This window comes from Pseudohaliea sp., from assembly GCF_054552115.1.
Map to the genome: position 1 here is coordinate 25,780 of NZ_JBTOLW010000014.1, position 25,617 is coordinate 51,396.

The window sequence follows — 25,617 nt, forward strand, 5'->3', positions numbered from 1 at the left end:
TTGCAATTCCGCGAGGCACCAGAACTGACGCGGTGCGCCCTTTGCGGTGCGTGGCGCCGACAGCTCGCAAGAAACGGGTCCGAGGACCCGATGACATTCCCAACGGAGGACTGACCATGTCAGAGAAGACCCTGGAACTGATCAAGGAAAGCGAAGCGAAGTGGGTCGACCTGCGCTTCACGGACAGCAAGGGCAAGGAGCAGCACGTCACCATCCCGGCCACGGAAGTGGACGAGGATTTCTTCGAAGAGGGCAAGATGTTCGACGGCTCCTCCATCGCGGGCTGGAAGGGCATCAACGAGTCGGACATGATCCTCATGCCAGACGACTCCAGTTCCGTCGCCGACCCCTTCACCGACGATCCCACGGTCAACCTCCGCTGTGACATCGTCGAGCCCTCCACCATGCAGGGCTACGAGCGCGACCCGCGTTCCGTCGCCCACCGCGCCGAGGAGTACCTCAAGTCCACGGGCATCGGCGACACCGCCTTCTTCGGCCCGGAGCCGGAGTTCTTCGTCTTCGACGACATCAAGTGGCACTCGGACATGTCGGGCGCCGGCTACACGATCCACTCCGAGGAAGCGGCCTGGGTTTCGAGCCACAAGTTCGAGGAGGGCAACATCGGCCACCGTCCGCGCGTGAAGGGCGGCTATTTCCCCGTTCCCCCGGTCGACTCCCTGCACGACATCCGCGCCGCCATGTGCGACGCCATGGAGCAGATGGGCCTCCCCGTCGAGGTACACCACCACGAAGTGGGCACCGCCGGCCAGTGCGAGATCGGCGTCAAGTTCAACACGCTGGTGCGCAAGGCGGACGAGGTACAGATCCTCAAGTACTGCGTACTCAATGTCGCCCACGCCTACGGCAAGACGGCCACCTTCATGCCCAAGCCGCTGGTCGGTGACAACGGCTCCGGCATGCACGTCCACCAGTCGATCAGCAAGGATGGCGAGAATGTCTTCGCCGGCGACGGCTACGCGGGCCTCTCGGAAACGGCGCTCTACTACATCGGCGGCATCATCAAGCACGCCCGCGCCCTCAACGCCTTCACCAACGCCGCCACGAATTCCTACAAGCGCCTGGTGCCGGGCTTCGAAGCGCCGGTCATGCTCGCCTACTCGGCGCGCAACCGCTCCGCCTCGATCCGCATCCCCTACGAGCCGAGCCCCAAGGGCAAGCGCATCGAGGTCCGCTTCCCGGACCCGACGGCCAACCCCTACCTGGCCTTCAGCGCCATGCTCATGGCCGGAATCGACGGCATCCAGAACAAGATCCACCCCGGCGACGCCGCGGACAAGGATCTCTACGACCTGCCCCCGGAGGAGGGCAAGGCGATCCCGACGGTGGCCTCCAGCCTCGAGATGGCCCTGGACGCCCTCGACGCGGACCGCGCCTTCCTCACCGCCGGCGGCGTCTTCACGGACGACATGATCGACGGCTACATGGAGCTCAAGCGCGAGGACATCGAGCGCCTGAACATGACCACCCACCCGGTGGAGTTCGACCTCTACTACTCCGTGTAAGCTTCTACCCGGCTCACATTTCCGGCCCGCAATTGCGGGCCTTTTTTTTGGTTTCGCGCAAGGCTCCGAAACCGTTGATGAAGCGAACCGGCAGCCTTGCAAAGCCGGGACGCACAGCGACATTGGCTTCTCGAAGCATCCCGGGGCGGCTGCTGGCTAAGGCCCCCAGTCGCTCCCCGATACACGCTTTGTGGGGGCCTTAGCCAGCAGCCGCCCCTACCGCCTGGCAAACCCACCGCGTCGGAAGTACGCGAGGCGGAAGGGGCAAGCGCGGGATACGTCTCTCACAAAGCGTGTAACGGGGAGCGACTGAGCGACGTATCCCGCGCTCGCCCCGGAAAGGAGCGGTGTCCCTTTCCCGCCCGCCCCTGGCACATGTCCGGAGAAGGCCGTAAACAGCACCTTGGCGCTACCACAGCAAAAAGGCACATAATGAATACACGCCAGCCGCCGGAGGTGACCATGGGCAAGCTTGTCGCCGTTTTGGGTCTTGTTATCGCGTGTGTCGTTTCCGGGTCCGCCCTGGCACAAAAGATCTACCGCACCGTGGACGAACACGGCAACGTCGTCTTCAGCGACCAGCCGCCGGCTCCCGGCCAGGAGGGCGAGGAAGTCGAACTCGGGGACCTGAACACCGCGCCGCCGCCCGAACCGCTGCCGCGGCCCGCGCCCGGGCGGCAAGCACCCGAGCCGGCGCCCGCGCCGACGGTCACCATCACCTCACCGCCGGACGAGACCACTATCGCCATGGGGCCCGGGAATTTCAGCGTGAGCGGGCGTGCGGAGCCGCCGCTGGGCCCCGGGGAGCGGTTGCAGCTGCTCATGGATGGTGAGGCCGTCGGGGCGCCCCAGGCGGGCGCGAGCTGGGGCCTGCAGGGTGTGCTTCGCGGGCCGCACGACCTGGTTATCCGGCGCGTGAGCAGCAGCGGCGAGACCATTGCCGAGTCCGACCCCGTCCGCGTCTACGTGCTGCGCCCCTCGGTGCGCTGACTCCCCCTCTCCCTCCGGCCCGCGCTGGTCGAACCGGCACACATGCACCATACTGGTGCATGGCGGGTGCAGGTATTGGCGGGGCGGCCGAAGCCGGTGGCCACTTTGGCGCAGAGATTCCACGCCACAGGCCATGTGTGAGCACTTGCACTGGTTTGAACGCAGGATTTTATAGTCACCAGCCCCCGCGTATGGTCAATGCCCCGTTGTGGCTCCAATCTTGCTTTGTCGGGAGGCAGCGACGCGAAGGGCGCTGGAAAACAGGGCAGGCATGCTGGAAGCGGACGTTCTCGACAATATCAGCACGGGGGTGCTCTGCCTCGACGAGGCACTCCGCGTCTGCTATCTGAACCCGGCGGCGGAGGCGCAGCTGGCGATTTCCACGGCGCGCGTCTGCGGCCTCCATGCGCGGCACATCGATTCGCTGCCGCCCGCGTGGCTCGGCAACCTCGAGCAGGCGCTGCGGGAGCAACACCCGATCGTGCGCCGCGGGGTGGAACTGGTGCTGCCGACCGGTGGCTCCGGGCAGGTCGACCTGGTGATAACGCCACTGCACGATGAGGGACCGGTGGCACTCGTGGTGGAGGTGCAGGCGGTGGACCGGCTGCAGCGCATCAGCCGCGAGGAGAGCCTGCTCAACGCCCAGGAGGCGACCCACTCTCTGGTCCGGGGCCTCGCCCACGAGATCAAGAACCCCCTCGGCGGCGTGCGCGGCGCGGCGCAGCTGCTTGCCCGCGCGCTGCCGGAGGGTGAGCTAGGGGAGTACACGGAGATCATCATCCGCGAGGCGGACCGGCTCCGCGACCTCGTCGACCGGCTGCTGGGCCCGAAGGTGCAGCCGCAGCTGGAGCCCCTCAACGTGCACGAAGTGCTGGAACACGTCTGCCGGCTCGTACGGGCGGAGGCCGGGGCGGCACTGACGCTGACCCGCGACTACGACCCGAGCCTGCCCGACATCCTCGGCGACCGGGTCCAGCTCGTCCAGGCGGTGCTCAACATCGCCCGCAATGCGCTCCAGGCCACGAGCGGACAGGATCTGCGGGCGCTTGCGATCATTACCCGCTCCCAGCGCCAGTTCACGATCGGCAACCGCCGGCACCGGCTGGTCTGCCGCGTCGACATCGTCGACAACGGGCCGGGCATTCCCGAGGAGCTGCGCCACTCCCTGTTCGTGCCCATGATCAGCGGCCGCGCCGACGGCTCCGGCCTCGGGCTGGCCATCTCCCAGTCCATCGTCAATCGCCACGGCGGCCTGCTGACCTGCGACAGCAAGCCCGGCGAGACCCGCTTCAGCCTCTATCTACCGCTGGAAGAATCCTATGCCCAAGCCTCCTAAAGTCTGGGTTGTCGACGACGACCAATCGATCCGCTGGGTGCTGGAACGCGCCCTCGGCCAGGCCGGCATCGAGAGCGAGTGTTTTTCGAATGGCGACCGCATGCTCCGCCGCCTCGGCGACGAGCAGCCGGACGCCGTGATCAGTGACATCCGCATGCCGGGCACCGACGGCCTCGAGCTTCTCGAGCGGCTGACGGCCAGCCACCCGCGGCTGCCGGTGATCATCACCACGGCCCACTCGGACCTCGACAGCGCCGTGGCCTCCTACCAGCAGGGCGCCTTCGAATACCTGCCCAAGCCTTTCGATATCGACGAGGTGGTAGCGGTGACGGAGCGGGCCCTGGCCCACGCCCGGGAGCACCTGGCCCCGGCGGACACCCCCGGGGACCTGGCACCGGGCTCGGAAATCATCGGCGAGGCCCCGGCCATGCAGGAGGTCTTCCGTGCCATCGGCCGCCTCGCCCACAGCAATATCACCGTGCTCATCAACGGCGAGTCCGGCACCGGCAAGGAGCTGGTCGCGCGGGCGCTGCACCGGCACAGCCCTCGGGCCAGCCAGCCCTTCATCGCCCTGAACATGGCCGCCATCCCCCGGGACCTCATGGAATCCGAGCTGTTCGGCCACGAAAAAGGGGCCTTCACCGGGGCGAGCGGGCGCCGCGAGGGACGCTTCGAGCAGGCCGACGGCGGCACCCTGTTCCTCGACGAGATCGGCGACATGCCGGCGGAGACCCAGACGCGCCTCCTGCGGGTGCTCGCCGACGGCGAATTCTACCGCGTGGGCGGGCACACCCCGGTGCGGGTCGATGTGCGCATCATCGCCGCTACCCACCAGGATCTCGAGGAGCGGGTGAACCGCGGCGAGTTCCGCGAGGACCTGTTCCACCGCCTTAACGTGATCCGCATCCACCTGCCGCGGCTGGCCGAGCGGCGGGAGGACATCCCGAAGCTGATGGAGTTCTTCTTTGCCCGGGCCGCCCGGGAGCTGGGGGGCGAGACCAAGGTGCTGCTCCCGGAGACGGAGCGGTTCCTGGCCGGGCTCGACTGGCCCGGGAACGTACGCCAGCTCGAGAACACCTGCCGCTGGATCACGGTCATGGCGTCGGGGCGGGAAGTACACCTGTCGGACCTGCCGCCGGAACTCGGCCGACGGGAAGCCATGGCTCCGACAGGCGAAGGCACGGACTGGCGGGACCTGCTGTCGCAATGGGCGAACAACGAGCTCGTGCAGGGCAAGCAGCACATCCTCCGCGCCGCCGTCCCCGCCTTCGAGCGCACGCTCATCGAGGTGGCCCTGCAGCACACGCAGGGCCGCAAGCGGGATGCCGCCGAGCTACTCGGCTGGGGCCGGAACACACTGACCCGCAAGATGAAGGAGCTGGACCTGTAGGCGGGGCGGGCCCGCCGCCCGGGCTCAGGCCCCGGCCGGTGCCTCGCCGTTGCCCTGGGCCGCGCCCTGCTGGCCTTCGGCCTGGGAGCGAGCCATCGCCTGCTGGTAGAGCGCCTCGAAGTTCACCGGGGCGAGCATGAGCGCCGGGAAACCACCCTTGACCACGAGCCCGTCGATGGCCTCGCGCGCGTAGGGGAAGAGGATGTTCGGCGCGGCGGTGCCGAGCACCATGCGCAGCTGCTCCGTCTCGAAGCCCGTGATGTAGAAGATGCCGGCCTGCTGGACTTCGACGAGGAACGCCGTCTCTTCCTCGACCTTCGAGGTGACCGTGATGGTCAGCACGACCTCGAAGTTGCCGTTCTCGTCGATGGCGTTGCTCTTCGTATTGAGGTCGATATTGACCTTCGGCTGGTAGGACTGGCGGAAGACCTCCGGGGTCGCGGGGGACTCGAAGGAGACATCCTTGCAATAGATGCGCTGCAGCGAGAACTGCTGTTGCGGGGCGTCCTGTTGTGCTGCTGCCTGCTCGTCGGCCATGGCTTGCTTTCTCCGTGCGGATGGTTCTGTCTGTCAGGGGGACGCGGACAGGCCGAGAAGCGCATCGAGGCGCCCCTCGCGGTCCAGCGCCGCGAGTTCATCAAAGCCGCCCACGTGCCGGTCGCCAACCCAGATCTGCGGCACCGTGTGGCGGCCGGCTTTCTCCGTCATTTTCGCACGCAGGGCGGCGTCGCCGTCCACGGCGATCTCCTCGAAGGCCACCCCCTTGCCCTTGAGCAGCCGCCGCGCGGCGATGCAGAAGGGGCAGAAGCGGGTGCTGTAGACGGTGACGGGAACGGCCACGGCGCGGCTACTTTTTCGCCACCGTGGGCAGTTGCAGGTTGCTCCACTCGAGCATGCCGCCGGCCATCTTGTACACTTTGCCGAAGCCGTCGCCGCGCAGCTGCTTGGCGGCAGCCCCGGCCTGCTGGCCCATCTTGCAGACCAGGATGATCGGCCGGTCCCGGTAGGCCTCGAGCTCGCCCTTGCGGTCCGCGAGCTTCGCCATCGGGATATGCACGGCATCGACGATGTGCCCCTGCTTGTAGTCGCCGCCATCGCGCAGGTCGAGGAAAATACCGTCCTCGGCATTCACCAGGTCGATGGCCTGCTGCGGGCTCAGCGCGGGGCCCGCCTTGCGGGTCTCGTGGAACAGCAGCATGCCGATCGCCACGAGCAGCGCGGCGACCAGGATCCATTGCTGGAGCAGGAACTCTAGGAAGAGGGCCATGGAGCGGTTTCCGGGTCCGTATTGCGCCCGGCGTTACGCCGGGCCTCGGCAAGAAGGCGCGAAGTATACCCGTTATGCTTGCCGGAGGCACGCCCCGGCGGGCCTTCCGCCACCGCCGCCCGGCCGGGAGCCCTGCGCCGACCGTCGGCGGTGAAGGGGCCGCGCCTCCCACAGGTGCCAGGGCAGCGGTTACAATAGCGCGCTTTCTCACTCGCACTGCGGCGGGCGCACTCGCCACCCGCCGGACCTGGCCGGCAGCAAAGGGAGCAGGCATGACTGACGCCAGCAGAGTACCCACCGTCCTCATCATCCTGGACGGCTGGGGCTACCGGGAAGAAACCCGAGACAACGCCATCGCCAACGCCCACACCCCGGTCTGGGACCGGCTCTGGGCCGGGGCCCCGCACACGCTCATCTCCGGCTCGGGCCTCGATGTCGGCCTGCCCGAAGGGCAGATGGGCAATTCCGAAGTAGGCCACATGAGCCTCGGCAGCGGCCGCATCATCTACCAGAACATCACCCGCATCGACCAGGCCATTGCCGACGGCAGTTTCGACGAGAACCCCGTGTACACGGAGGCCATCGATGCCGCGGTGACCCGCGGTGGCGCGGTGCACGTGATGGGGCTGCTGTCGCCGGGGGGTGTGCACAGCCACGAGCGGCAGCTGTTCGCGGCGCTGCGCCTGGCCGCGGCCCGCGGCGCGAAACAGGTCTTCCTGCACGCTTTCCTCGACGGCCGCGACACGCCGCCGCGCAGCGCGCAGGCTTCTCTCGAGAAAGCCGAGGCCGTGTTCGAGGAGCTCGGCGTCGGGCGCATCGCCAGCCTCTGCGGCCGCTACTACGCGATGGACCGGGACCAGCGCTGGGACCGGGTGGAAAAGGCCTACAACCTGCTCACCGAGGGGGATGCGGACCACCGCGCGACGAGCGCCGCGGAGGGTCTCGCCGCGGCCTACGAGCGCGACGAGAGCGACGAGTTCGTCGCGCCGACGGTCATCACCGACGCCGGTGGCAGTGCCGTGCGCATCGAGGACGGCGACACCGTGCTGTTCATGAATTTCCGCGCCGACCGCGCCCGGCAGCTCACCCGGGCGCTCACGGACCCGGCCTTCGACGGTTTCCAGCGCCGGGTGCAGCCCCGGCTCGCGGGCTTCGTGCAGACCACGGAGTACGCGGCCGACATCAACGCCCCCTGTGCCTTCCCGCCGGAGGCCCCGCGCAACGGCCTCGGCGAATACCTCGCCGCCACCGGCCGCACGCAGCTGCGTATCGCGGAGACCGAGAAGTACGCCCACGTGACCTTCTTCTTCAGTGGCGGACGCGAGGACGAGTATGACGGGGAGACCCGCATCCTCGTGCCCTCTCCGGATGTCGCCACCTACGATCTCAAGCCGGAGATGAGCGCCCCGGAGGTCACCGACAAGCTCGTCGAGGCTATCGGCAGCGGCGCCTACGACCTCATCGTCTGCAATTACGCCAACGGCGATATGGTCGGCCATACCGGCAGCTACGAGGCCGCGGTGGCCGCCGTGGAGGCCCTCGACGCCTGCCTGGGGCGCGTCGAGGCGGCGGTACTCGAAGCCGGTGGCCGCGCCCTGATCACCGCCGACCACGGCAACTGCGAGCAGATGCTCGACTACGAGTCCGGGCAGCGGCACACGCAGCACACCACGGACCTCGTGCCCCTGGTCTACATCGGCCGCGAGCCCGCGACCCTCGACCCGGCCGGCGGCATCCTCGCCGACGTCGCGCCAACGCTGCTGGCCCTCATGGGCATGCCCCGGCCCCCCGAGATGACCGGCCACAGCCTCCTCGCGGATCGCTGAGCACCGTGGCCCGCTGGCGCCGTGCAGGGCGCGGGCTCGCGGGGCTGGTCCGGGCCGCCGCCCTGGCCGCCGGCCTTCCCCTTGCCGCCGCTCTCGTCCCCGCCCTGGCGCCGGTGGCCGCCAACGCGGACGCGGTGCAGGACGAGCGCGCGACGCGCGCGAAGCTCGAGGCCCTGAACCGTGCCATCGAGAAGATCGAGACGGAGCAGCGCCGCGACGAGGCGGCCCGGGATACGCTGCAGGCGGAGCTTCGCGCGGCGGAGACGGACCTCGCCCGCCTCACCGCGCGGGTGAATACGATCGAGGGCCGCATCGACGCCCTCGTTGCGCGTCTTGCGGAACTCGCCGCGGAACAGGACTCCCTCGCCGCCCGCCGGGACAGCCAGCGGGCCCGTGTCGCCGAGGAGCTGCGCCGGGCCTGGGCCAGCGGCAGCGACAGCAGCCTCAAGCTCCTGCTGAACCAGGAAGACCCGGTCGCCCTTGCCCGGGTGCTTGCCTACTATCGCTACATCGCCGCCGCGCGCAGCGAGGCCCTGGCCGGCTTCCGCGCGACCCTGGCGGAACTCGCGGCTGTCGAGGCGAGCGCGGCCGCCCGGCGCGACGAACTGGACGCCGAGCGCGAGGCCCTGATCGCGCGGCAGCAGGAACTGGCGGCGGCGCGCGACCGGCGCCGGCAGGCGGTAGCGGCCCTGGCCGCCAGCATTGCCGAGCGCGACAGCGAGCTCGCCCGCCTGGCCCGCGATGCCGAGGCGCTGGAAGAGGTCCTCGGCGAGATCGAGGCGGCGATCCGCGACCTCGCCATCCCGGCGAACTACCAGCCCTTCACGGCGGCGCGGGGCAGCATGCCCTGGCCCGCGGCCGGTCAGCATGCGAACCGCTACGGCAGGCCGCGGAACCAGGGCAAGATGCGCTGGCGCGGCGTCACCATCAACGCCGCGGCCGGCAGCACCGTGACGGCCATCCACCACGGGCGGGTGGTCTACGCGGACTGGCTGCGCGGCTCCGGCCTGCTGCTGGTGCTGGACCACGGTGAGGGCTACATGAGCCTCTACGCGCACAACCAGAGCCTGCTCAAGGACGTGGGCGACTGGGTGACCGCCGGCACGCCCATCGCCACCGTCGGCGCGAGCGGCGGCCGGGAGCGGGCCGCGCTCTACTTCGAGATCCGGCACGACGGCAAACCGGTCGATCCGGCCCGCTGGTGCCGGGGCTGACCGGGGGCTCAAGCCTGGGACCAGCCGCGGCACCAGCCTTGGAAAAGGGAGGCCCTTGGCCGGGGCGCGCGGGATTGCGCTACACTTCCCTGCCTGTCTCTGAGCTCGCGGGTGCTGCCCGCCGGGCTCGGCCAACCCCACAGCCATAAAGGCACGCACCATGCCCCTCGAGCCACGACAGCTGCTGCGCCGCCACGCCCGCGCCGGCGCCCTCGCCACGGCCCTCCTCGCCGGCACGGCACAGGGCGCCATGGAAGCGGATGAGGGCCGGCTGGCTTTCGACGAGCTGCGCACCTTCGCCGATGTCTTCAGCCAGATCCGCCAGGGCTACGTCGAGGAGATCGACGACAGCACCCTCCTCGAGTATGCCATCGAGGGCATGCTCACCGGGCTGGACCCGCACTCGGTCTACCTCACCCGCGACGCCTTCGAGGATCTGCAGACCACCACCAGCGGCGAGTTCTCCGGGCTCGGCCTCGAGGTGGGCATGGACAACGGCCTGATACGGGTCATCGCCCCCATCGACGGCTCACCGGCCGCGGAGGCAGGCATGCAGCCGGGCGACATCATCCTCAAGCTGGACAACCAGCCCGTGAAGGGCATGAGCCTCGGCGACGCCGTGGCGAAGATGCGCGGCCCCAAGGGCAGCGAGATCGAACTCACCATCGGCCGCGCCGGCCAGGGCCGCCCCTTCGCGGTGACCCTGGTACGCGACGTCATCAAGGTTGCCAGTGTCCGCGAACGCTGGCTCGAACCGGGCTTCGGCTATATCCGCATCTCGCAATTCCAGAAGAGCACCGGCGATGATGTCGGCGCCGCCCTGGAGCGGTTGCAGGAAGAGCAAACCCTCAAGGGCCTCGTGCTGGACCTGCGCAACAACCCCGGCGGCGTGCTCGGCGCCAGCGTCGACGTCGCCGGCCTGTTCCTGCCCGGGGGGCAGGTGGTGTACACGGAGGGCCGGCTGGCCAACGCCGCCCAGAGCTATGACGCGACGCCGGAGGATGCCAGCGGCGGGGTGCCGCTGATCGTGCTCATCAACGGCGGCTCCGCAAGCGCCTCGGAAATCGTCGCCGGCGCCCTGCAGGACCACGGCCGCGCGATCATCATGGGCACCGGCAGCTTCGGCAAGGGCTCGGTGCAGACCGTGCTGCCGATCTCCGAGGATCGCGCCGTCAAGCTGACCACGGCGCTGTACTTTACGCCCAACGGCCGCTCGATCCAGGCCGCCGGCATCGCCCCCGATATCGTGGTGGAGCGGGCGCGGCTGGAGGCCCTGTCGGAAGAGGGCCGCATCAGCGAGGCGGATCTCGTCGGCCACCTCGATAACGGCAACGGCGACAACGGCGGCGCCGGGGCGAAAGCCTCCGGCGCAAGCGCCCTTCTCGCCACCGACAACCAGCTCTACGAGGCGCTGACCCTGCTCAAGGGTGTGAGCATCCTCGGCATGCGCGGGGCGCCGGCACCCGCCGCCAGCGTCGCGGCCAAGGAACCGGCAGCCGAGTAGGCGGCGTTCAGCCGCGCCCGCCGCGCCGACGCCAGCCGGAGAAGGGCGCCAGCGCTTCCCGGAACGGCTCCAGGGGCGCCGGGTTGTAGGGGCCGAGGCGCACCGGCAGCAACCCCAGGTAATGGAACCCGTCGGGCCGGGGCGCGATAGTCAGCGCGCGGAAGCGCACCCCGGCCTTTGCGGCCTCCGTCGCCGCGGCCGCAAAGGCCGGGTCGTGCAGCCGGCTCGGACGCAGGAAGCGGGCATCCTCCCGCTGCACCGTGAACAGCACCGTCGCCTTGTCTCCCGCCGCCACCACCGCTGCCAGTTCCCGCAGGTGCCCCGCGGCGCGGACGCTGACGCTGTCCGGGAAATAGGCGCCGCCGTCCGGGTAGACGAGGTGGCAGTTCTTCACCTCCACGTAATGCCGGACCGGGTCCGCGCGGCTGCCCTGCTCCAGCAGCAGGTCGATGCGCGAGTTCTCGCCGTAGCGCACCTCCCGGGCGAGGCTGCGGAAGCGCTTGAGGCCGGGCACGCAGCCTTCGCGGACGAGAATCTCCGCAAGGCGGTTGGGCACCACAGTGTTCGCGCCGACATAGCGGCCGTCGATCTCCAGCAGTTCCAGCGTGTAGCGCAGCTTGCGCTTGCTCTCGGGCGGCACCGCAGAAACCCAGGCCCGGGCCCCCGGGTGCACCAGCCCCTCCATGCGGCCCGGGTTGACGCAGTGGGCGTCTACGACCTCGCCGTCCAGCTCGACGCTGGCGATGAAACGGTCGTAGCGGGCGAGAAAGCGGCAGGGCAGGAGCGGCCGCTCGTGGGGGATCACCAGGCTGCCGGCGGCGCAGGCCGCCATCGTTACCGCCGGACCTCGATGCCCCGGCCGGCCATGTGCGCCTTGGCCTCGGCGATGCTGTACTCACCGAAGTGGAAGATACTGGCGGCGAGCACCGCGTCGGCGCCGCCCTCGAGCACGCCTTCGGCGAGGTGCTCGAGGTTGCCGACACCGCCGGAGGCGATCACCGGCACCGGGACCGCGTCGCTCACGGCCCGGGTCAGGGCGAGGTCGAAGCCGTCGCGGGTTCCATCCCGGTCCATGCTGGTAAGCAGGATCTCGCCGGCACCGAGCTCGGCCATGCGCCGGGCCCAGGCGACGGCGTCGATGCCCGTGGGCCGGCGGCCGCCGTGGGTGAAGATCTCCCAGCGCGGCGCGCCGCCCCGGTCCTGCACCCGCTTGGCATCGATGGCGACCACGATGCACTGGGCGCCGAAGCGGGCCGAGGCCTCGGCGACCAGTTGGGGTTCGCGGATCGCGGCGGTATTGATGCTCACCTTGTCGGCCCCGGCATTGAGCATGGTGCGGATGTCCGCCAGGGAGCGGATGCCGCCGCCGACGGTCAGCGGGATGAATACTTCCCGGGCGATGGCCTCCACCGTGTGCACGGTGGTTTCCCGCGCCTCGTGGCTGGCGGTGATGTCGAGGAAGGTGATCTCGTCAGCGCCCGCCTCGTTGTAGCGGCGGGCGATCTCCACCGGGTCGCCGGCATCGCGGATATCGACGAAGTTCACGCCCTTCACCACGCGGCCATTTTCGACGTCGAGGCAGGGAATGATGCGCCGCGCGAGGCCCATCAGGCGTCACCATCGCAGAGGCGCTGGGCCTCGGCCACGTCCAGCGTGCCCTCGTAGATGGCGCGGCCGGTAATGGCACCGATGATGCCCTCGCCGGCCACGGCATGGAGGGCGCGGATGTCGGCGAGGTCCGTGATGCCGCCGGAGGCGATCACCGGGATGCTCGAGGCCCGGGCCATGGCGACCGTGGCCTCCACGTTCACGCCCTGCATCATGCCGTCCCGGGCGATATCCGTGTAGACGATGGCGGACACGCCATCGGCCTCGAAACGGCGGGCCAGCGCCGTGGCCTGCACATCGCTGACCTCCGCCCAGCCGTCGATGGCGACGCGGCCATCGCGGGCATCGAGGCCGACAATGACCTTTCCCGGGAAGGCGCGGCAGGCCTCGGCGACGAAGGCCGGCTGCTTGACCGCCTGCGTGCCGATGATCACGTAGCTCACCCCGGCCCGCAGGTAATGCTCGATGGTTGCGAGGTCGCGGATGCCGCCGCCGATCTGCACCGGCAGCTCCGGGTACGCGGCCGCGATGGCCTCGACCACCGCGCCGTTCACCGGCTCGCCGGCGAAGGCCCCGTTCAGGTCCACCAGGTGCAGGCGCCGGCAGCCGGCATCGACCCAGCGCCGGGCCATGGCGACCGGGTCGTCAGAGAACACCGTGCTGTCGTCCATGGCGCCCTGGCGCAGGCGCACGCACTGGCCGTCCTTGAGATCGATGGCGGGGATGATCAGCATGAGCCGTCCCAGGTGAGGAAGTTGCGGAGGAGCGTGAGGCCCGCGGTGTGGCTTTTCTCCGGGTGGAACTGCACGGCGAAGAGGTTGTCGCGGGCGAGGGCGGCATCGATGGTAACGCCGTAATCGACGCTGCCGGCGACGAGGCCGCGGTCCGCCGCATGGACGTAGTAACTGTGCACGAAGTAGAAGCGCGCGCCGTCGTCGATGCCCGCCCAGAGCGGGTGCGGGCGGGTCTGGCGGACCTCGTTCCAGCCCATGTGCGGGACCTTCAGGCGGCCGCCTTCGGCATCGCGCAGGTCCTCGCCGAAGAAGCGCACCTCGCCGCCGAGGAGGCCGAGGCAGGGTACGCCGCCGTTCTCCTCGGAGCTGTCGAGGAGCGCCTGCATGCCGACGCAGATGGCGAGCACCGGCTTGTGCTGCTCCATGAGCGCCGTCTGCAGCAGTTCGTCGCAGCCGAGGCGGCGGATCTCCGCCATGCAGTCACGGATGGCGCCGACCCCGGGGAACACGACCCGGTCCGCCGCGCGCAGCACCGCCGGGTCACAGGAAACGTGCACCGCCTCGGCACCCGCGTACTCCAGGGCGCTGGCCACGGAGTGCAGGTTGCCCATGCCGTAGTCGATGACGGCAACGCTACCGCCCATGGCCGTCAGAGGACACCCTTGGTCGACGGCGTGACGCCGGCCATGGCCGGGTCCGGTGCCAGCGCCATGCGCAGGGCCCGGCCGAAGGCCTTGAAGACCGTCTCGGCCTGGTGATGGCTGTTCTCACCGCGGAGGTTGTCGACGTGCAGCGTGACCCGGGCGTGGTTGACGAAGCCCTGGAAGAACTCGTGGAACAGGTCGACATCGAAGCTGCCGATCACGGCCCGGGTGAAGGGGACGCGGAATACGAGCCCCGGCCGGCCGGAAAAATCGACCACCACGCGGGACAGGGCCTCGTCCAGGGGCACGTAGGCGTGGCCATAGCGGCAAAGGCCCTTCTTGTCGCCGACGGCGGCGGCAAAGGCCTGGCCCAGGGTGATGCCGATGTCCTCGACCGTGTGGTGGGCATCGATGTGCAGGTCGCCCTTGGCGTCGATCTCGATATCCATCATGCCGTGGCGGGCAATCTGCTCGAGCATGTGCTCGAGGAAGGGCACGCCCGTGTCCAGGCGCGCCTCCCCGCTGCCGTCGAGGTCGAGAGTGACGCTGATCTGCGTCTCCAGCGTATTGCGGGTGACCGAGGCCTTGCGCTTCGCCATGTCGCTCCTGCTCCCGGCCCGGTAAGCGGCGGGCCTGCGATGGAAAACGGCGCATTATACGTGAATCGCGGTCCGCGAGGAGGCGCCACCACGCTCACGTGCCCCGGCGTGAGTCCCCCGTTATCATGCACGCTTCAGCGCACACTCTTTCCCCGGGAATGGTCACCATGCTCCTGTCACGCTTTCCCCGCCGCCCTTACGCCCACCTGCCGACCCCCCTCGAGCCGCTGCCGCGGCTCAGCGACGCCCTCGGCGGCCCCGCACTGTGGATCAAGCGCGACGACTGTACCGGCCTCGCCGGCGGCGGCAACAAGACCCGCAAGCTGGAGTTCCTGCTGGGCGACGCGCTGGCAAGGGGAGCCGACTGCGTGATCACCCAGGGGGCCACCCAGTCGAACCACGTGCGCCAGGCCGCCGCAGCCTGCGCGCGGGAGGGGCTGCCCTGCCACCTGCTCCTCGAGGACCGAACGGGCTTCAGCGATCCCGACTACCGGGAGAACGGCAACGTGCTCATGGACCGGCTCCTGGGAGCGACGCTGGAGGGGCGCCCCGGAGGCACGGACATGGATGCGGCCATGGCGGAAGTCGCCGGCCGGCTCGAAGCCGAGGGGCGCAAGCCCTACGTCATCCCCGGCGGCGGCTCCAACCGGGTCGGTGCCCTGGGCTATGCCAACGCGGCCCTCGAACTCCTGCAGCAGGCCAACGGCGCCGGCCTGCGCATCGACGGCCTGGTCCACGCCACCGGCAGTGCCGGCACGCAGGCCGGCCTCGTTGCGGGGCTGGCCGCCTCCAGCAGCGGCATCCCCGTGCTCGGCGTGGGCGTGCGCGCCCCGGCCCCGGCACAGCACGCGAAGGTGCTCGACCTCGCCCGGGACACCGCCGACTACCTCGGCTCCCGGACGGCGATCGCCGACGACGACGTGCAGGTGAACTGCGACTACATCGGCGAGGGCTACGGTATCCCCACCGCGGGGGCGCTGGAGGCCATCCGCCTGCTCGCGGAGCTTGAGGGTATCTTTCTCGACCCGGTGTATAGCGCCAAGGGCATGGCCGGACTCATAGACCTCGTCCGCCGGGGGCACTACGGACCGGACGAGAACATCGTCTTCCTGCACACCGGTGGCGCCCAGGCCCTCTACGGCTACCGGGGCTTCTTCGACGGCGGGGCCTGAGGGGCCACCCGCCGTGAGTGATCGTTTTGCCGCCCGGCTCCTCGCCTGGTACGACGGCCACGGTCGCAAGCACCTGCCCTGGCAGCAGGGCATCACCCCCTACCGGGTCTGGGTGTCCGAGATCATGCTGCAGCAGACCCAGGTGAGCACGGTGATTCCCTACTTCGAGCGCTTCATGGCCGCCTTTCCGGACGTGCAGGCCCTGGCGGCGGCGGATAGCGACGACGTGCTGCACCACTGGACCGGCCTAGGCTACTACGCCCGGGCGCGCAACCTGCACCGCGCGGCGCAGGCAGTGGTGGCGGAGCACGGGGGACAGTTCCCGGAGACAGTGGCGGAACTCGAGTCCCTCCCCGGCATCGGCCGCTCCACCGCCGGCGCCGTCGTCAGCATCGCCTGCGGCGGGCGGGCGCCGATCCTCGACGGCAACGTCAAGCGCGTGCTGGCGCGCTACCACGCGGTCTCCGGGTGGCCGGGAAGGAGTGCCGTGCTGAAGGCACTCTGGGAGCACGCGGAGACGCACACGCCCGAGGAGCGGGTGGCGGACTACACGCAGGCCATCATGGACCTCGGCGCCACCGTCTGCACCCGGAGCCGGCCCGCCTGCGACGGGTGCCCGCTGGCGGGCGGCTGCCGGGCCCGCGCCGACGGCAACCCGGCGGATTACCCGGGCAGGAAACCGCGCAGGCAGCTGCCCCAGCGGCAGACCGCCTTCCTGCTCGCCCGCCATCCGGACGGTGCCTGGCTCCTGGAAAAGCGACCGCCCTCGGGCATCTGGGGCGGGCTGTGGTGCTTTCCCGAGCTCGCTGCGGCGGGCGATGCCGACGGCTGGTGCCGCGAACGGCTCCGTGCCGAGCCCGCCGGCAGCGAGGAACTCGCGTCCTTTCGCCACACCTTCAGCCACTACCACCTCGACATCACACCCGTGGTGGTGCGCCTCGCCCGCGTCGGCGAGGCGGTGGAGGAAGACGGCCGGCGTGTCTGGTACGATCCCGTGTCACCGCCCCGGGTCGGCCTTGCCGCCCCGGTGGCGCGCCTCCTCGACACGCTGACCACCCTACCCTGAGCGGAGCATGCCATGAGTCGCACCGTCTTCTGCCGCAAGTACCAGCAGGAACTCGAAGGCCTCGATGCCCCCCCGTACCCGGGACCGAAAGGACAGGAAATTTACGAGACAGTCTCGAAACGCGCCTGGGAAGAATGGCAGGCGCACCAGACCATGCTGATCAATGAGAAACAGCTGAGCCTGGTCGACCCGGAAGCGCGCAAGTACCTGCAGGGCGAGATGGACAAATTCCTGTCCGGCGAGGACTACGACCAGGCCGAGGGCTACGTCCCCCCGGGGCAGGAGGGCGCTTGACGCGCACCGCGGCAGCAGGTCTAATACGCGGCCTCACCGCACTACCCTGCCCGGATAGCTCAGTTGGTAGAGCAGGGGATTGAAAATCCCCGTGTCGGCAGTTCGATTCTGTCTCCGGGCACCATCCCTTACAGTCACCTGCAGCTCCGGCACCCCGATCCGCCGTGGGCAGCCGACACCGTGTCGGCCCCGGGACGCCGGCCGGTTCGATTCTGTCTCCGGGCACCATCCCTCGACAACAACCGCGACCGGCGGCACCCCGTCGCGCCGGGTGCTCTGCCGCCGAACTCTGGTAACCTGCCGGCATCGCCCCCCGGAAAGCCGCCATGGACAGCATAACCACCACCCGTGCCGAAGAGATCATCCGCCGCGCCTGTGACCGCGCGGCGGACATCGGCGTCGCCGCCTGTATTGCCGTCGTCGATGCCGGTGCACACCTGAAGGCCTTCAGCCGCATGGACGGCGCCTTTGCCGGCGCCGTTGACGTGAGCCAGCGCAAGGCGCGGACAGCGGCGCTTTTCCCGTTGCCCACCGGTGATTTCGGACAGCTTGTCGCCGGGCAGCAGCTCACCGGCATGGAGCTTACCAACGGCGGGCTCGCGGCCTTTCACGGCGGCCTGCCGGTCATGGAAGAGGGCAGGCTGCTCGGGGCGATCGGCGTCTCGGGTGGCTCGGCGGAGCAGGATCTGGCGATCGCCACCCACGCGCTGGCTACGCAGGGGGCCGACTGACGCCCCCCGGCTGCGAACGCGTTCCCTGACGCCAGCCGAGGCGGGCAGCGCGCCGGGGCCGGCGGGCTCGCGGGCGGAGCGGCGCGGGGCCCGACCGGTGGGCACGTTGTGGCGTTGGCGAGCACACTCTAGACTTGACCTGACAGGTTCCTTGACAGTGCGAGGTGTCGGCTCCCATGAAGGATCCGCCGGGTAGAGTCCGCGCCCGTCTCATCGCCGGCTTCGCGCTGCTGCTCCTCGCCTGCACGGTCCGGGCCGGCCCCGGCGAGGAGGTCCGGGAGGACCCCGTCAGCCTGGCGGTAGCCACCACGACCGTGAGTTCCGGTCTCATGGCGGCGCTGCTCCCTGCCTTCGAGGCGGACACCGGCTACCGCGTGGCGCTGGTCTCATCCGGTAGCGGGCGGGTTCTGCGCACCGCGCGGGAGGGCGGTGCGGAACTGACCATCACCCACCTCCCGGAGGCCGAGCAGCGCTTCATGGCCGACGGCTTCGGCGAGCGCCGGGAACTGCTCATGACCAACGAGTTCGTGGTTGCCGGTCCGGCCGGGGACCCCGCGGGGGTTGCCGAGGCCGGTGGCGCGGCGCCCGCCTTCCGCGCCATCGCCAGGACGCAGGCGCTGTTCGTCTCCCGGGGAGACGACAGCGGCACGCACCGCAAGGAACTGGCCCTGTGGGCACAGGCCGGGGTCGAACCCTTCGGCCCGTGGTACTTCGAGTACGGCCACGGCATGGGCAGGACCCTCGAGCTCGCGGACCAGCGCGGAGCCTACGTGCTGGTGGACCGGGGAACCTGGGCGGCGCGCCGCGAGACGCTGGGCCTGCGGGCCCTGCTGAGCGAGGGCGAGGCGCTCTTCAACCCCTACCACATCATCCTGGTGAACCCGGTGGAACGGGGGACGGCGGTGCGCGCCGCCGCCCGGCGACTGTTCCAGTGGCTGAGCTCGGGGCCGGGCCAGGCAATCATCGGCGCCTACACCGTGGGCGGCGAGCACCCCTTCCGGGCGGCGTCCTAGCGCCGTGGCGACCGGGCCGGAAAGCAGCCGAGCCGACGCTCCGCGCAGGCGCCGGCTCGGCCTGCGCGGGCTGTCCGCCCTGCTGTTCACCCTGTGGACGCTCTTCTTCCTGGTGCTCATGGCGGCGGCGGCGATCGCCTACCGCTACGCCCTGGATCAGCGCGAGGTCGTATCCGATGCCTTCGCCCGCCAGCTCCGCGACGCCGAGCAGCTGCGCTACCTAAGCCTGGAACGGGACCAGGCCTGGCGCTCGGTGATCCTGCGCGGGGAGGATCCGGAGAGCTATCACCGCTACCTCGCCCGTTTCTACGCCCTGGAGCGTGAGATCCGCGCCACCGCAGGCGCGCTGCGGGCGCGGCTGGACCCCGGCACGGCGGCGGCGCAACAGCTGGATACCTTCGAGGAGGCCTCCCGCGAGCTGGGCCGCGTGTACCGGCGCGCCCTGCGCACCTACAACGACAGTATCGCCGAGCCTCACCTGGCCGCCGATGCCGTCACCCGGACAGCGGCCGCTGCGCCCGGCGCGCATATCACCGGGGTGCTCCGCGCCATCGAGGACCAGCGCGGCCGCCGCTACGGGGAAATCACCGCCCGGCTGCGGGCCTTCGAATGGGGCCTGGCCGCCGCGCTGCTGCTGCTCTCGGCCCTGGCCCTGGGCTTGTGGTACCTGCTCCTGCAGCGGGTGGTGCTCAGGCCGATGGACAAGGGGGTACGCCTCGCCGAGGACATCGCCCGGGGCGACCTCGACCGCCGCCTGGAAGTGGGGCGGGCAGCTGCGGAAGTGCACCGCCTGCTGGCCGCCCTCGAACGGATGCGGGTGAATCTCCGGCTGGTGCGCAAGGAAATGACGGCCGCCAGGGAGCAGGCGGAGCGTTCCAACCTCGCGAAATCGGACTTCCTCTCGCGCATGAGCCACGAGCTGCGAACCCCCCTGAACGCCATCCTCGGCTTCGGCGAGCTGCTCCACCTCGACGACGACCTGAGCGGGGAACAGCGCGAACAGGTGGACGAGATCCTGCGCGCCGGCAACCACCTGCTCACGCTCATCAACGAGGTGCTCGACCTGGCGCGCATCGAGAACAACCGCCTCGAGGTGACCATCGAGGACGTGGAGGTGGCGGACCTGGCGGCGGAATGCGTCTCGCTGCTTGCCCCCCTGGCGGCCCGGCGCGGCACCCGCCTGGTCAACCGCATCGCCCGCGAAGCGGGCTTCATCGTTCGCGGCGATTACCTGCGCCTCAAGCAGTCTCTCATCAACCTCCTCTCCAACGCCGTGAAGTACGGCCACGAAGGAGGCGAGGTGGTCATCGGCTGCCAGCCGGTGGACGGCGGCCGCCTGCGCCTGCTGGTGTCCGACGATGGCCCGGGCATTCCCCCGGACAGGCAGCACCTGCTGTTCAAGCCCTTCGAACGCATCGATCCCGCCAGCCACGTGGAGGGTACCGGCATCGGCCTCGCCCTGACCCGCAGGCTGGTGGAGCTGATGGCGGGGTCCGTGGGCGTGGACAGCGCGGAGGGCCGGGGCAGCAGCTTCTGGCTGGAACTGCCCCTCGCGGCGACCCGCGCGGTCCCGGCGCCGCTGCGGGAAGCGGCGCCGGTCGTCGGCCCGGTGCAGGACGGCACCGGGGAGGAGCCGCGCTACAGCCTGCTCTACGTGGAGGACAATCTCGCCAACACACGCCTGGTTGAGAAACTGCTGCGCAAGCGTCCTGACATCCGGCTACTGACGGCCCACTCGGGCAGCCTCGGCCTCGACCTGGCGGTGGCCTACCGACCGGATCTCATCCTGCTGGACATCCACCTGCCGGAAATGGACGGCCTCGACGTGCTGCGCGCCCTTCGCGCCGACCCGGCCACGCGCGCCATCCCGGCGATCGCCGTCAGCGCCAATGCCAGTGCTCACGACCTGGAGGCGGGCCGGGCAGCGGGCTTCGTGGATTACCTGGTCAAGCCGCTCAATGTGAACCTGTTCTACCAGCGCCTGGAACAGCTGCTGCCGGCGTCACCGCGGGCGCCACGCGTCCCGTCGTCCTAGCGCCCGCCGGGCACGGGCCGGTTACCAGGACGCTGCTTGCAGTTCGGGCGGGCCTTCCCTAGCATCCGCGGGCGCGAAGCCCGGCAGCTACAGCGTCCGCTGTTCACCAGGAGAAGGGAACGAGGAGAACCGAACCATGACACCAGCCAGCCCGCTCTCACCCGCCCGCGCAACCCTGGCCCGAGCCGCTGGCCTCCTCGCCGTTTCTTTCCTCCTGGCCGGTGCCGGAAGCCCGGCGCCGGTGCAGCTCCTCGAGTGGCCTGGCGCGCAGCGGAGCGACCGGATCGGCTCGGCCTACGCCGGCAGCGACCGTTTCCTGGCTGTCGGGGCTGAGCGCTCCGACGCCGGCGGAACGGAGAAAGCCGGCCTCGTGCGCTTCTACGAGCTGGTGGGTGGCAGCTGGCAACCCCGCGGAGTACTGTCGCCCCCGGAGGCGGAGCGCCAGGTCGAAGCACACTTCGGCGCCGCCCTCGCTCTCGATGGCGGCCGGCTTCTCGTCGGCGCGCCGGGGCTGTACGCAGACCAGGGGGGCGCCTATCTGTATGAGCGAAGCGGCGAGCGCTGGACGCAGGCGGCCCGCTTCCTGGTCAATGCGGCAGACCGCGCGGACTTCGGCGGTGGATCGGTGGCAATTGATGGTGACTTCGCGCTGATGGGCGTACCGGGACACGATGGAAGCGCGGCCGATGCCGGCAAGGTCCAGGCCTACCGGCGCGAGGGCGGCAGCTGGGTGGCGGACGGCGAGCTCGTCCCGGACCAGCCGATCGAGGGCTCCTTCTTCGGGTCCAGCCTGGTGCTCGCCGGCAACGAGGCGATCGTTGGCGGCAGGACCTTCGACGGCCCCCGCCCCGTCTATGTGTTTCATCGCGGGGCCGACGGCTGGACCCAGGCGGGGATGATCCAGGCACCCGACGACGCCGGGCAGGTCACCTTTGGCGAGCAGGTCGCGAGCGACGGCGAAACGCTGGCGGTGATCGGCAAACTGGGCGGCGACGGCGAAGAAGCGGGCCGCGCGCTGTTCCTGTTCGAGCGCAGCGACAAAGGCTGGCGAGCCGCCGGGCGCATCGCGCCCGAGGACACCGACCGCACCTTTGGCGCCTCCCTCTCCGTCCTCGGGGACCGCGTGCTCATCGGCCAGCCCCGGGCCGATGCGGACGGACGCGATGCCGGTGCCGTCTACGTCGTCCGGCGAGGGCCCGGCGGCTGGACCCTGGAGGGCCGCCTGGAAAACCCCGCGCCGGCCGAGTACGGCGAGTTCGGCACCGTGGTCGCCCAGGCCGGAGACAGCGCCTTCGTCACCAACCCCTGGGGCACGCCCGACGACTCCGGGGAGGAAACCGGCACCATCCTCGTCTACCGCTGAGCCCCGGGGTCGCTCCCGGAAACAGGCTGCGCTACTTCGCGGCGAGGTACTCGAGCGCCATCTTTGCCTGCAGGCAGAAGTGGCGGAAACTCTCGAAACCGTCCTCGTCGAGGTCCCGGCCGCTCGGTGCGCGGTCCGCGTAGAGCACGCCGATCACCTTGTCGTTGATGGCCAGGGGAAAGGCGAAGAAGCTCCGGGTGGTCAGCACGTCCAGGAGGTCGGCGGTCAGCTGGAAAGACGCCGCGTCCCGTTCCGTGTCCCCTATCCACGCCGCGTCGGCGTGAGTATAGAGCCGGTTGAAGAACGGCGTGTCCGCATGGGTGAAGCGGAAACGCTCGAGCAGCGCCGGGCCGCCGGCGCCCAGCGCGTACTTGGCGCGCAAGGCGCTTCGGTCGGGGGTCAGGATGGCAAACAGGCAGCGATCCATGCCGCAGCCCCGGTAGATCCCCTCGAGCACCGTCTCCAGGACCAGGCCGATGCCCGGCTGCTTTTCCAGCATGCGCGAGAGATCACGCAGGATGCTCAGTTGCAGCAGCGGGTCGGCCGCCGGGTACTCCGCATTCTCCTCCGGGGGGGCTTCCTCGTCAGGCGCCTGCGCCTCCGGGGGCAGGGGCAGGTAGCCCGTGATGGCCCCGGCACCGAACAGCCGGGCCAGTTCGGCGGCGTCCGCGGCATTGTCACGCAGCCATTCGCCCGCCTCGTCCCGGCCCAGGGCCAGCCGGTCGGCGATGCGCTCGACGGGCGCCCGGACCGCATTGCTGTCCCAGCCCTGTTCCGCCACTTCCGCGAGCGCCTGGCCATCGCTGATATCGCGGACCCGCGGGTCCGTCGATGACGGGTTGTTGATCGCGCTGTGCAGCGGGTCGCTGAGGTGCCAGTCCCGGGTAAGGGCGACCGTCAATTGCTTGAAGGTGAAACCCAGCACCTGCTTCTGCGCCGCCTCGGGGCTCATGCCCTGCTCCTCGACCAGCGCCAGGATTTCATCGCCCTCACCCTCGGCAACGCACCAGAAGGCCATCTCGCCGAGCGGGTAGAGCAGGGCAGCGATGAATACCTCTTCCGCGGCCCCGTCGCCGCGCCGCTCGGCGCAGGCCCGCGCCTGGACCGCTGCGTGAAAGGCGCGCGCCATCAGGCGGACGACATGCTCCCGGCCCCTGCGGCCGAGCAAGGCCTCGAATACCGCGAGGGTGAGGCTGAGATCGCGGACCGTGTCGAAGCCGATCAGCACGATGGCGCGGCTGATGGTACTGACCGGGGTGCCGCCGGGGTTATAGGCGCTGCTGTTGGCGATGCGCAGGATGCGTGCGGTCAGGGACGAGTCCTGCAGGATGACCCGGGCGAGCCGCGCCGCGGAGCTGTCTTCGTCGCTGACGACCTCGTTGATCGCCTGAATGGTGAAACGGAAGACCGGCAGCTCCTGCCGCTGGATGGCGTCGATCCATTGTTCCAGCTTCGCCATTACCCCTGGCCCCGGGCGTTATCGACGCCGCTCACGGCCGGCGCTGCGCGGGGCCGCTCGCGGTACTCGCGCTGCGCCAGCGCGGCGATGAGATGCAACGACTGCTTCACAGGACCGGCCTCCTTTGCGGCCATCTTAACACCAGCGGCTCCGGCGCCCGGCCGCCGAAGCACCGTTTTTCCATGAGCAAAGGCATGTGTCCTCCGGCAAGACCCTGTATGCTCCGGCAGCGGGGGATAATGCCGATGACAGCGGATACGCTCTTCACTTTCGAGGAACTGGAAACCGCGGCACAGACCGTGCGCCGCACCGTGCCGCCAACGCCCCAGTACCGCTGGCCGCTGCTCGGCGAGCGCTACGGCTGCGAGGTCTGGGTCAAGCACGAGAACCACACGCCCACCGGCGCCTTCAAGGTCCGCGGCGGCCTCACCTATCTCGAGGAACTGGCCGCCGGCGGGCTGCCCGCGGGGCTGGTCACCGCCACGCGGGGCAACCACGGCCAGAGCATACCCTTCGCCGCGGCCCGCTACGGCGTTCCCGTCACCGTCGTGGTACCGGAAGGCAACAGCGCGGACAAGAACCGGGCCATGCGCGGCTGGGGCGCGGAGGTCATCACCCATGGCGGCGACTTCGACGAAGCGAGGGCCTTCGCCGCGGCGCTCGCCCGGGAACGGGGGCTGGCCCTCGTGCCCTCCTTCCACCCGGCCCTGGTGCGCGGCGTCGCCAGCTACGCGCTGGAGCTGTTCACCGCGGTGGCCGGCCTGGACACGGTGTACGTCCCGATCGGCATGGGCTCGGGCATCTGTGCCGTGATCACGGTGCGCGACCTGCTGGGGCTCGACACCGAGGTGGTCGGTGTCACCGCCGCCGGCGCGCCGGCCTACGCGGAATCCTTCCGGGCCGGGGAGCCGCGGCCGCAGGCGCAGGCGCGCACCTTTGCCGACGGCGTTGCCTGCCGCGACCCCGACGGCCGCGCACTCGACATCATTCTGGCCGGTGCAGCCCGCGTCCTCTCGGTCACGGACGCCGAGATCGCCGAGGCCATGCGCGTCCTGTTCACCGACACGCACAACGTCGCCGAGGGCGCCGGCGCTGCCGCCCTGGCAGGCCTGGCACAGGAGCAGGCACGGCAGCAGGGCAGGCGAGTCGCCGCGATTCTCTGTGGCGGCAACGTGGATACCTCGGTTTTCGCCGCCGTGTTGCAGGGGGCCTCCGGCGGTCCCGGCAGTCCCGCCTGACGCCCTCGCCCCCGTGCGCACCTCCACCCCGGCCTGAAGACGACACCATACCGTGGCCCTGAAATCCTCCATCAGCCGACTCAGGCTCCAGCTGGCGGACCTGGACCGCCAGCGCTACCAGGACTTTCCCCTGACCCTGGCCAGGCACCCCTCGGAGACCGGGGCACGGATGATGCTCCGCGTGCTCGCCTTCGCCTTCCACGCGGATGAGCGGCTCGCCTTCGGCCGGGGCATCAGCACGGACGAGGACCCGGACCTCTGGCTGAAGAACCTCGACGGCACCATCGACAGCTGGATCGAGCTGGGCACACCGGAACCCGACCGGCTGAAGCGGGCCTGCGGGCGGGCGGAACGGGTGGTGCTTTATGCCTACGGCCGGCGGGCCGTGCCGGTCTGGTGGCGCCGTCACCAGACCGCGCTGGACCACCTCGACAGGCTGTCCGTGCTGCAGGTCGACGATGAGGCGATCGAGGCCCTCGCCGATGCGCTCCAGCCCGGCATGGCCCTGCAGTGCACCATCAGCGAGGGCGAGGCACTGCTGACCTGGGACCGCGGCTCGCTCACGGTCGCGCCGGCGGTTCTCAAGGCCGCGGGCGCCCGCGGTTGAGAAG

General features: G+C 70.1%; 25 protein-coding genes and 1 tRNA gene. 17 read left to right on the plus strand and 9 right to left on the minus strand.

The window, feature by feature from the left end; translation table 11 throughout:
* Positions 1–116: 116 nt before the first annotated feature.
* The 4 genes from glnA (at position 117) to ntrC (ending at position 5,239) form a co-directional block, all read left to right on the plus strand.
* A complete protein-coding gene (glnA, locus tag ACX93N_RS08680; protein ID WP_459428016.1) occupies positions 117–1,523 on the plus strand; it encodes a glutamate--ammonia ligase in 1,407 nt (468 codons plus the stop codon).
* A gap of 432 nt (positions 1,524–1,955) precedes the next feature.
* Complete coding sequence (locus tag ACX93N_RS08685) at positions 1,956–2,513, plus strand: DUF4124 domain-containing protein (protein WP_459428017.1); 558 nt, start codon at positions 1,956–1,958, stop codon at positions 2,511–2,513.
* A gap of 271 nt (positions 2,514–2,784) precedes the next feature.
* Positions 2,785–3,849 carry a nitrogen regulation protein NR(II) gene (gene glnL, locus ACX93N_RS08690; RefSeq protein WP_459428018.1) on the plus strand — a complete coding sequence of 355 codons (1,065 nt, stop codon included), beginning with the start codon at positions 2,785–2,787 and terminating at the stop codon, positions 3,847–3,849.
* Positions 3,833–5,239 (plus strand): nitrogen regulation protein NR(I), encoded by a 1,407-nt coding sequence (gene ntrC / locus ACX93N_RS08695; RefSeq protein ID WP_459428019.1) that lies wholly within the window; start codon positions 3,833–3,835, stop codon positions 5,237–5,239. Before glnL ends, ntrC begins: the two co-directional genes overlap by 17 nt.
* A 24-nt stretch (positions 5,240–5,263) precedes the next feature.
* On the opposite strand, the gene secB is transcribed toward ntrC, so the two are convergent.
* Genes secB through ACX93N_RS08710 form a run of 3 tightly spaced genes read right to left on the minus strand, consistent with a single transcriptional unit; the run spans position 5,264 to position 6,506 of the window.
* Positions 5,264–5,776, minus strand: coding sequence for a protein-export chaperone SecB (gene secB / locus ACX93N_RS08700; protein WP_459428020.1), 513 nt, complete (start codon positions 5,774–5,776; stop codon positions 5,264–5,266).
* Between the two features lie 33 nt (positions 5,777–5,809).
* On the minus strand, positions 5,810–6,079 hold the full coding sequence (gene grxC, locus ACX93N_RS08705) for a glutaredoxin 3 (RefSeq protein WP_459428021.1): 270 nt from the start codon (positions 6,077–6,079) through the stop codon (positions 5,810–5,812).
* 7 nt (positions 6,080–6,086) lie between these two features.
* Positions 6,087–6,506 (minus strand): rhodanese-like domain-containing protein, encoded by a 420-nt coding sequence (locus ACX93N_RS08710; protein WP_459428022.1) that lies wholly within the window; start codon positions 6,504–6,506, stop codon positions 6,087–6,089.
* Positions 6,507–6,778: 272 nt separating this feature from the next.
* On the opposite strand from ACX93N_RS08710, the gene gpmI reads away from it, so the two are divergent.
* The 3 genes from gpmI (at position 6,779) to ACX93N_RS08725 (ending at position 11,050) form a co-directional block, all read left to right on the plus strand.
* Positions 6,779–8,332: a 2,3-bisphosphoglycerate-independent phosphoglycerate mutase gene (gene gpmI, locus ACX93N_RS08715; RefSeq protein ID WP_459428023.1), complete on the plus strand. Its 1,554-nt coding sequence runs from the start codon at positions 6,779–6,781 to the stop codon at positions 8,330–8,332.
* A 5-nt stretch (positions 8,333–8,337) separates the two neighbouring features.
* Positions 8,338–9,546, plus strand: a complete 1,209-nt coding sequence (locus tag ACX93N_RS08720) for a murein hydrolase activator EnvC family protein (protein WP_459428024.1) — start codon at positions 8,338–8,340, stop codon at positions 9,544–9,546.
* Between the two features lie 160 nt (positions 9,547–9,706).
* Complete coding sequence (locus ACX93N_RS08725) at positions 9,707–11,050, plus strand: S41 family peptidase (protein ID WP_459428025.1); 1,344 nt, start codon at positions 9,707–9,709, stop codon at positions 11,048–11,050.
* A gap of 7 nt (positions 11,051–11,057) precedes the next feature.
* Here the strand turns inward: ACX93N_RS08725 and sfsA are convergent, their stop codons facing one another.
* Genes sfsA through hisB form a run of 5 tightly spaced genes read right to left on the minus strand, consistent with a single transcriptional unit; the run spans position 11,058 to position 14,635 of the window.
* Complete coding sequence (sfsA, locus tag ACX93N_RS08730) at positions 11,058–11,882, minus strand: DNA/RNA nuclease SfsA (RefSeq protein ID WP_459428026.1); 825 nt, start codon at positions 11,880–11,882, stop codon at positions 11,058–11,060.
* Between the two features lie 2 nt (positions 11,883–11,884).
* Positions 11,885–12,658, minus strand: a complete 774-nt coding sequence (gene hisF / locus ACX93N_RS08735; RefSeq protein WP_459428027.1) for an imidazole glycerol phosphate synthase subunit HisF — start codon at positions 12,656–12,658, stop codon at positions 11,885–11,887.
* The gene (gene hisA / locus ACX93N_RS08740; RefSeq protein WP_459428028.1) at positions 12,658–13,392 is read right to left on the minus strand and encodes a 1-(5-phosphoribosyl)-5-[(5-phosphoribosylamino)methylideneamino]imidazole-4-carboxamide isomerase; all 735 of its coding nucleotides are present in this window, start codon (positions 13,390–13,392) and stop codon (positions 12,658–12,660) included. The genes hisF and hisA overlap by 1 nt, the downstream gene beginning before the upstream one ends.
* The gene (gene hisH / locus ACX93N_RS08745) at positions 13,386–14,036 is read right to left on the minus strand and encodes an imidazole glycerol phosphate synthase subunit HisH (RefSeq protein ID WP_459428029.1); all 651 of its coding nucleotides are present in this window, start codon (positions 14,034–14,036) and stop codon (positions 13,386–13,388) included. The genes hisA and hisH overlap by 7 nt, the downstream gene beginning before the upstream one ends.
* A 5-nt stretch (positions 14,037–14,041) precedes the next feature.
* Positions 14,042–14,635 (minus strand): imidazoleglycerol-phosphate dehydratase HisB, encoded by a 594-nt coding sequence (gene hisB, locus ACX93N_RS08750; protein ID WP_459428030.1) that lies wholly within the window; start codon positions 14,633–14,635, stop codon positions 14,042–14,044.
* 167 nt (positions 14,636–14,802) lie between these two features.
* On the opposite strand from hisB, the gene cuyA reads away from it, so the two are divergent.
* The 8 genes from cuyA to ACX93N_RS08790 all read left to right on the plus strand — a co-directional run bounded on the left by cuyA (position 14,803) and on the right by ACX93N_RS08790 (position 22,309).
* Positions 14,803–15,807 carry a D-cysteate sulfo-lyase gene (cuyA, locus tag ACX93N_RS08755; protein ID WP_459428031.1) on the plus strand — a complete coding sequence of 335 codons (1,005 nt, stop codon included), beginning with the start codon at positions 14,803–14,805 and terminating at the stop codon, positions 15,805–15,807.
* Positions 15,808–15,820: 13 nt separating this feature from the next.
* Positions 15,821–16,873, plus strand: a complete 1,053-nt coding sequence (mutY, locus tag ACX93N_RS08760; RefSeq protein ID WP_459428032.1) for an A/G-specific adenine glycosylase — start codon at positions 15,821–15,823, stop codon at positions 16,871–16,873.
* Positions 16,874–16,885: 12 nt separating this feature from the next.
* Positions 16,886–17,167, plus strand: a complete 282-nt coding sequence (locus ACX93N_RS08765) for an oxidative damage protection protein (protein ID WP_459428033.1) — start codon at positions 16,886–16,888, stop codon at positions 17,165–17,167.
* 48 nt (positions 17,168–17,215) lie between these two features.
* Positions 17,216–17,291: transfer RNA gene (locus ACX93N_RS08770), tRNA-Phe, on the plus strand.
* Between the two features lie 202 nt (positions 17,292–17,493).
* Positions 17,494–17,898, plus strand: a complete 405-nt coding sequence (locus ACX93N_RS08775) for a GlcG/HbpS family heme-binding protein (RefSeq protein WP_459428034.1) — start codon at positions 17,494–17,496, stop codon at positions 17,896–17,898.
* 176 nt (positions 17,899–18,074) lie between these two features.
* Positions 18,075–18,911 (plus strand): ABC transporter substrate-binding protein, encoded by an 837-nt coding sequence (locus tag ACX93N_RS08780; protein ID WP_459428035.1) that lies wholly within the window; start codon positions 18,075–18,077, stop codon positions 18,909–18,911.
* Positions 18,912–18,915: 4 nt separating this feature from the next.
* Positions 18,916–20,946 carry an ATP-binding protein gene (locus ACX93N_RS08785; protein ID WP_459428036.1) on the plus strand — a complete coding sequence of 677 codons (2,031 nt, stop codon included), beginning with the start codon at positions 18,916–18,918 and terminating at the stop codon, positions 20,944–20,946.
* A gap of 136 nt (positions 20,947–21,082) precedes the next feature.
* The gene (locus tag ACX93N_RS08790) at positions 21,083–22,309 is read left to right on the plus strand and encodes a hypothetical protein (RefSeq protein WP_459428037.1); all 1,227 of its coding nucleotides are present in this window, start codon (positions 21,083–21,085) and stop codon (positions 22,307–22,309) included.
* Between the two features lie 31 nt (positions 22,310–22,340).
* On the opposite strand, the gene ACX93N_RS08795 is transcribed toward ACX93N_RS08790, so the two are convergent.
* The gene (locus tag ACX93N_RS08795) at positions 22,341–23,768 is read right to left on the minus strand and encodes an HDOD domain-containing protein (RefSeq protein WP_459428038.1); all 1,428 of its coding nucleotides are present in this window, start codon (positions 23,766–23,768) and stop codon (positions 22,341–22,343) included.
* A 245-nt stretch (positions 23,769–24,013) separates the two neighbouring features.
* On the opposite strand from ACX93N_RS08795, the gene ACX93N_RS08800 reads away from it, so the two are divergent.
* A complete protein-coding gene (locus ACX93N_RS08800; protein ID WP_459428039.1) occupies positions 24,014–25,006 on the plus strand; it encodes a threonine dehydratase in 993 nt (330 codons plus the stop codon).
* Positions 25,007–25,058: 52 nt separating this feature from the next.
* Positions 25,059–25,613 carry a YaeQ family protein gene (locus tag ACX93N_RS08805; RefSeq protein WP_459428040.1) on the plus strand — a complete coding sequence of 185 codons (555 nt, stop codon included), beginning with the start codon at positions 25,059–25,061 and terminating at the stop codon, positions 25,611–25,613.
* Positions 25,614–25,617: the final 4 nt, after the last annotated feature.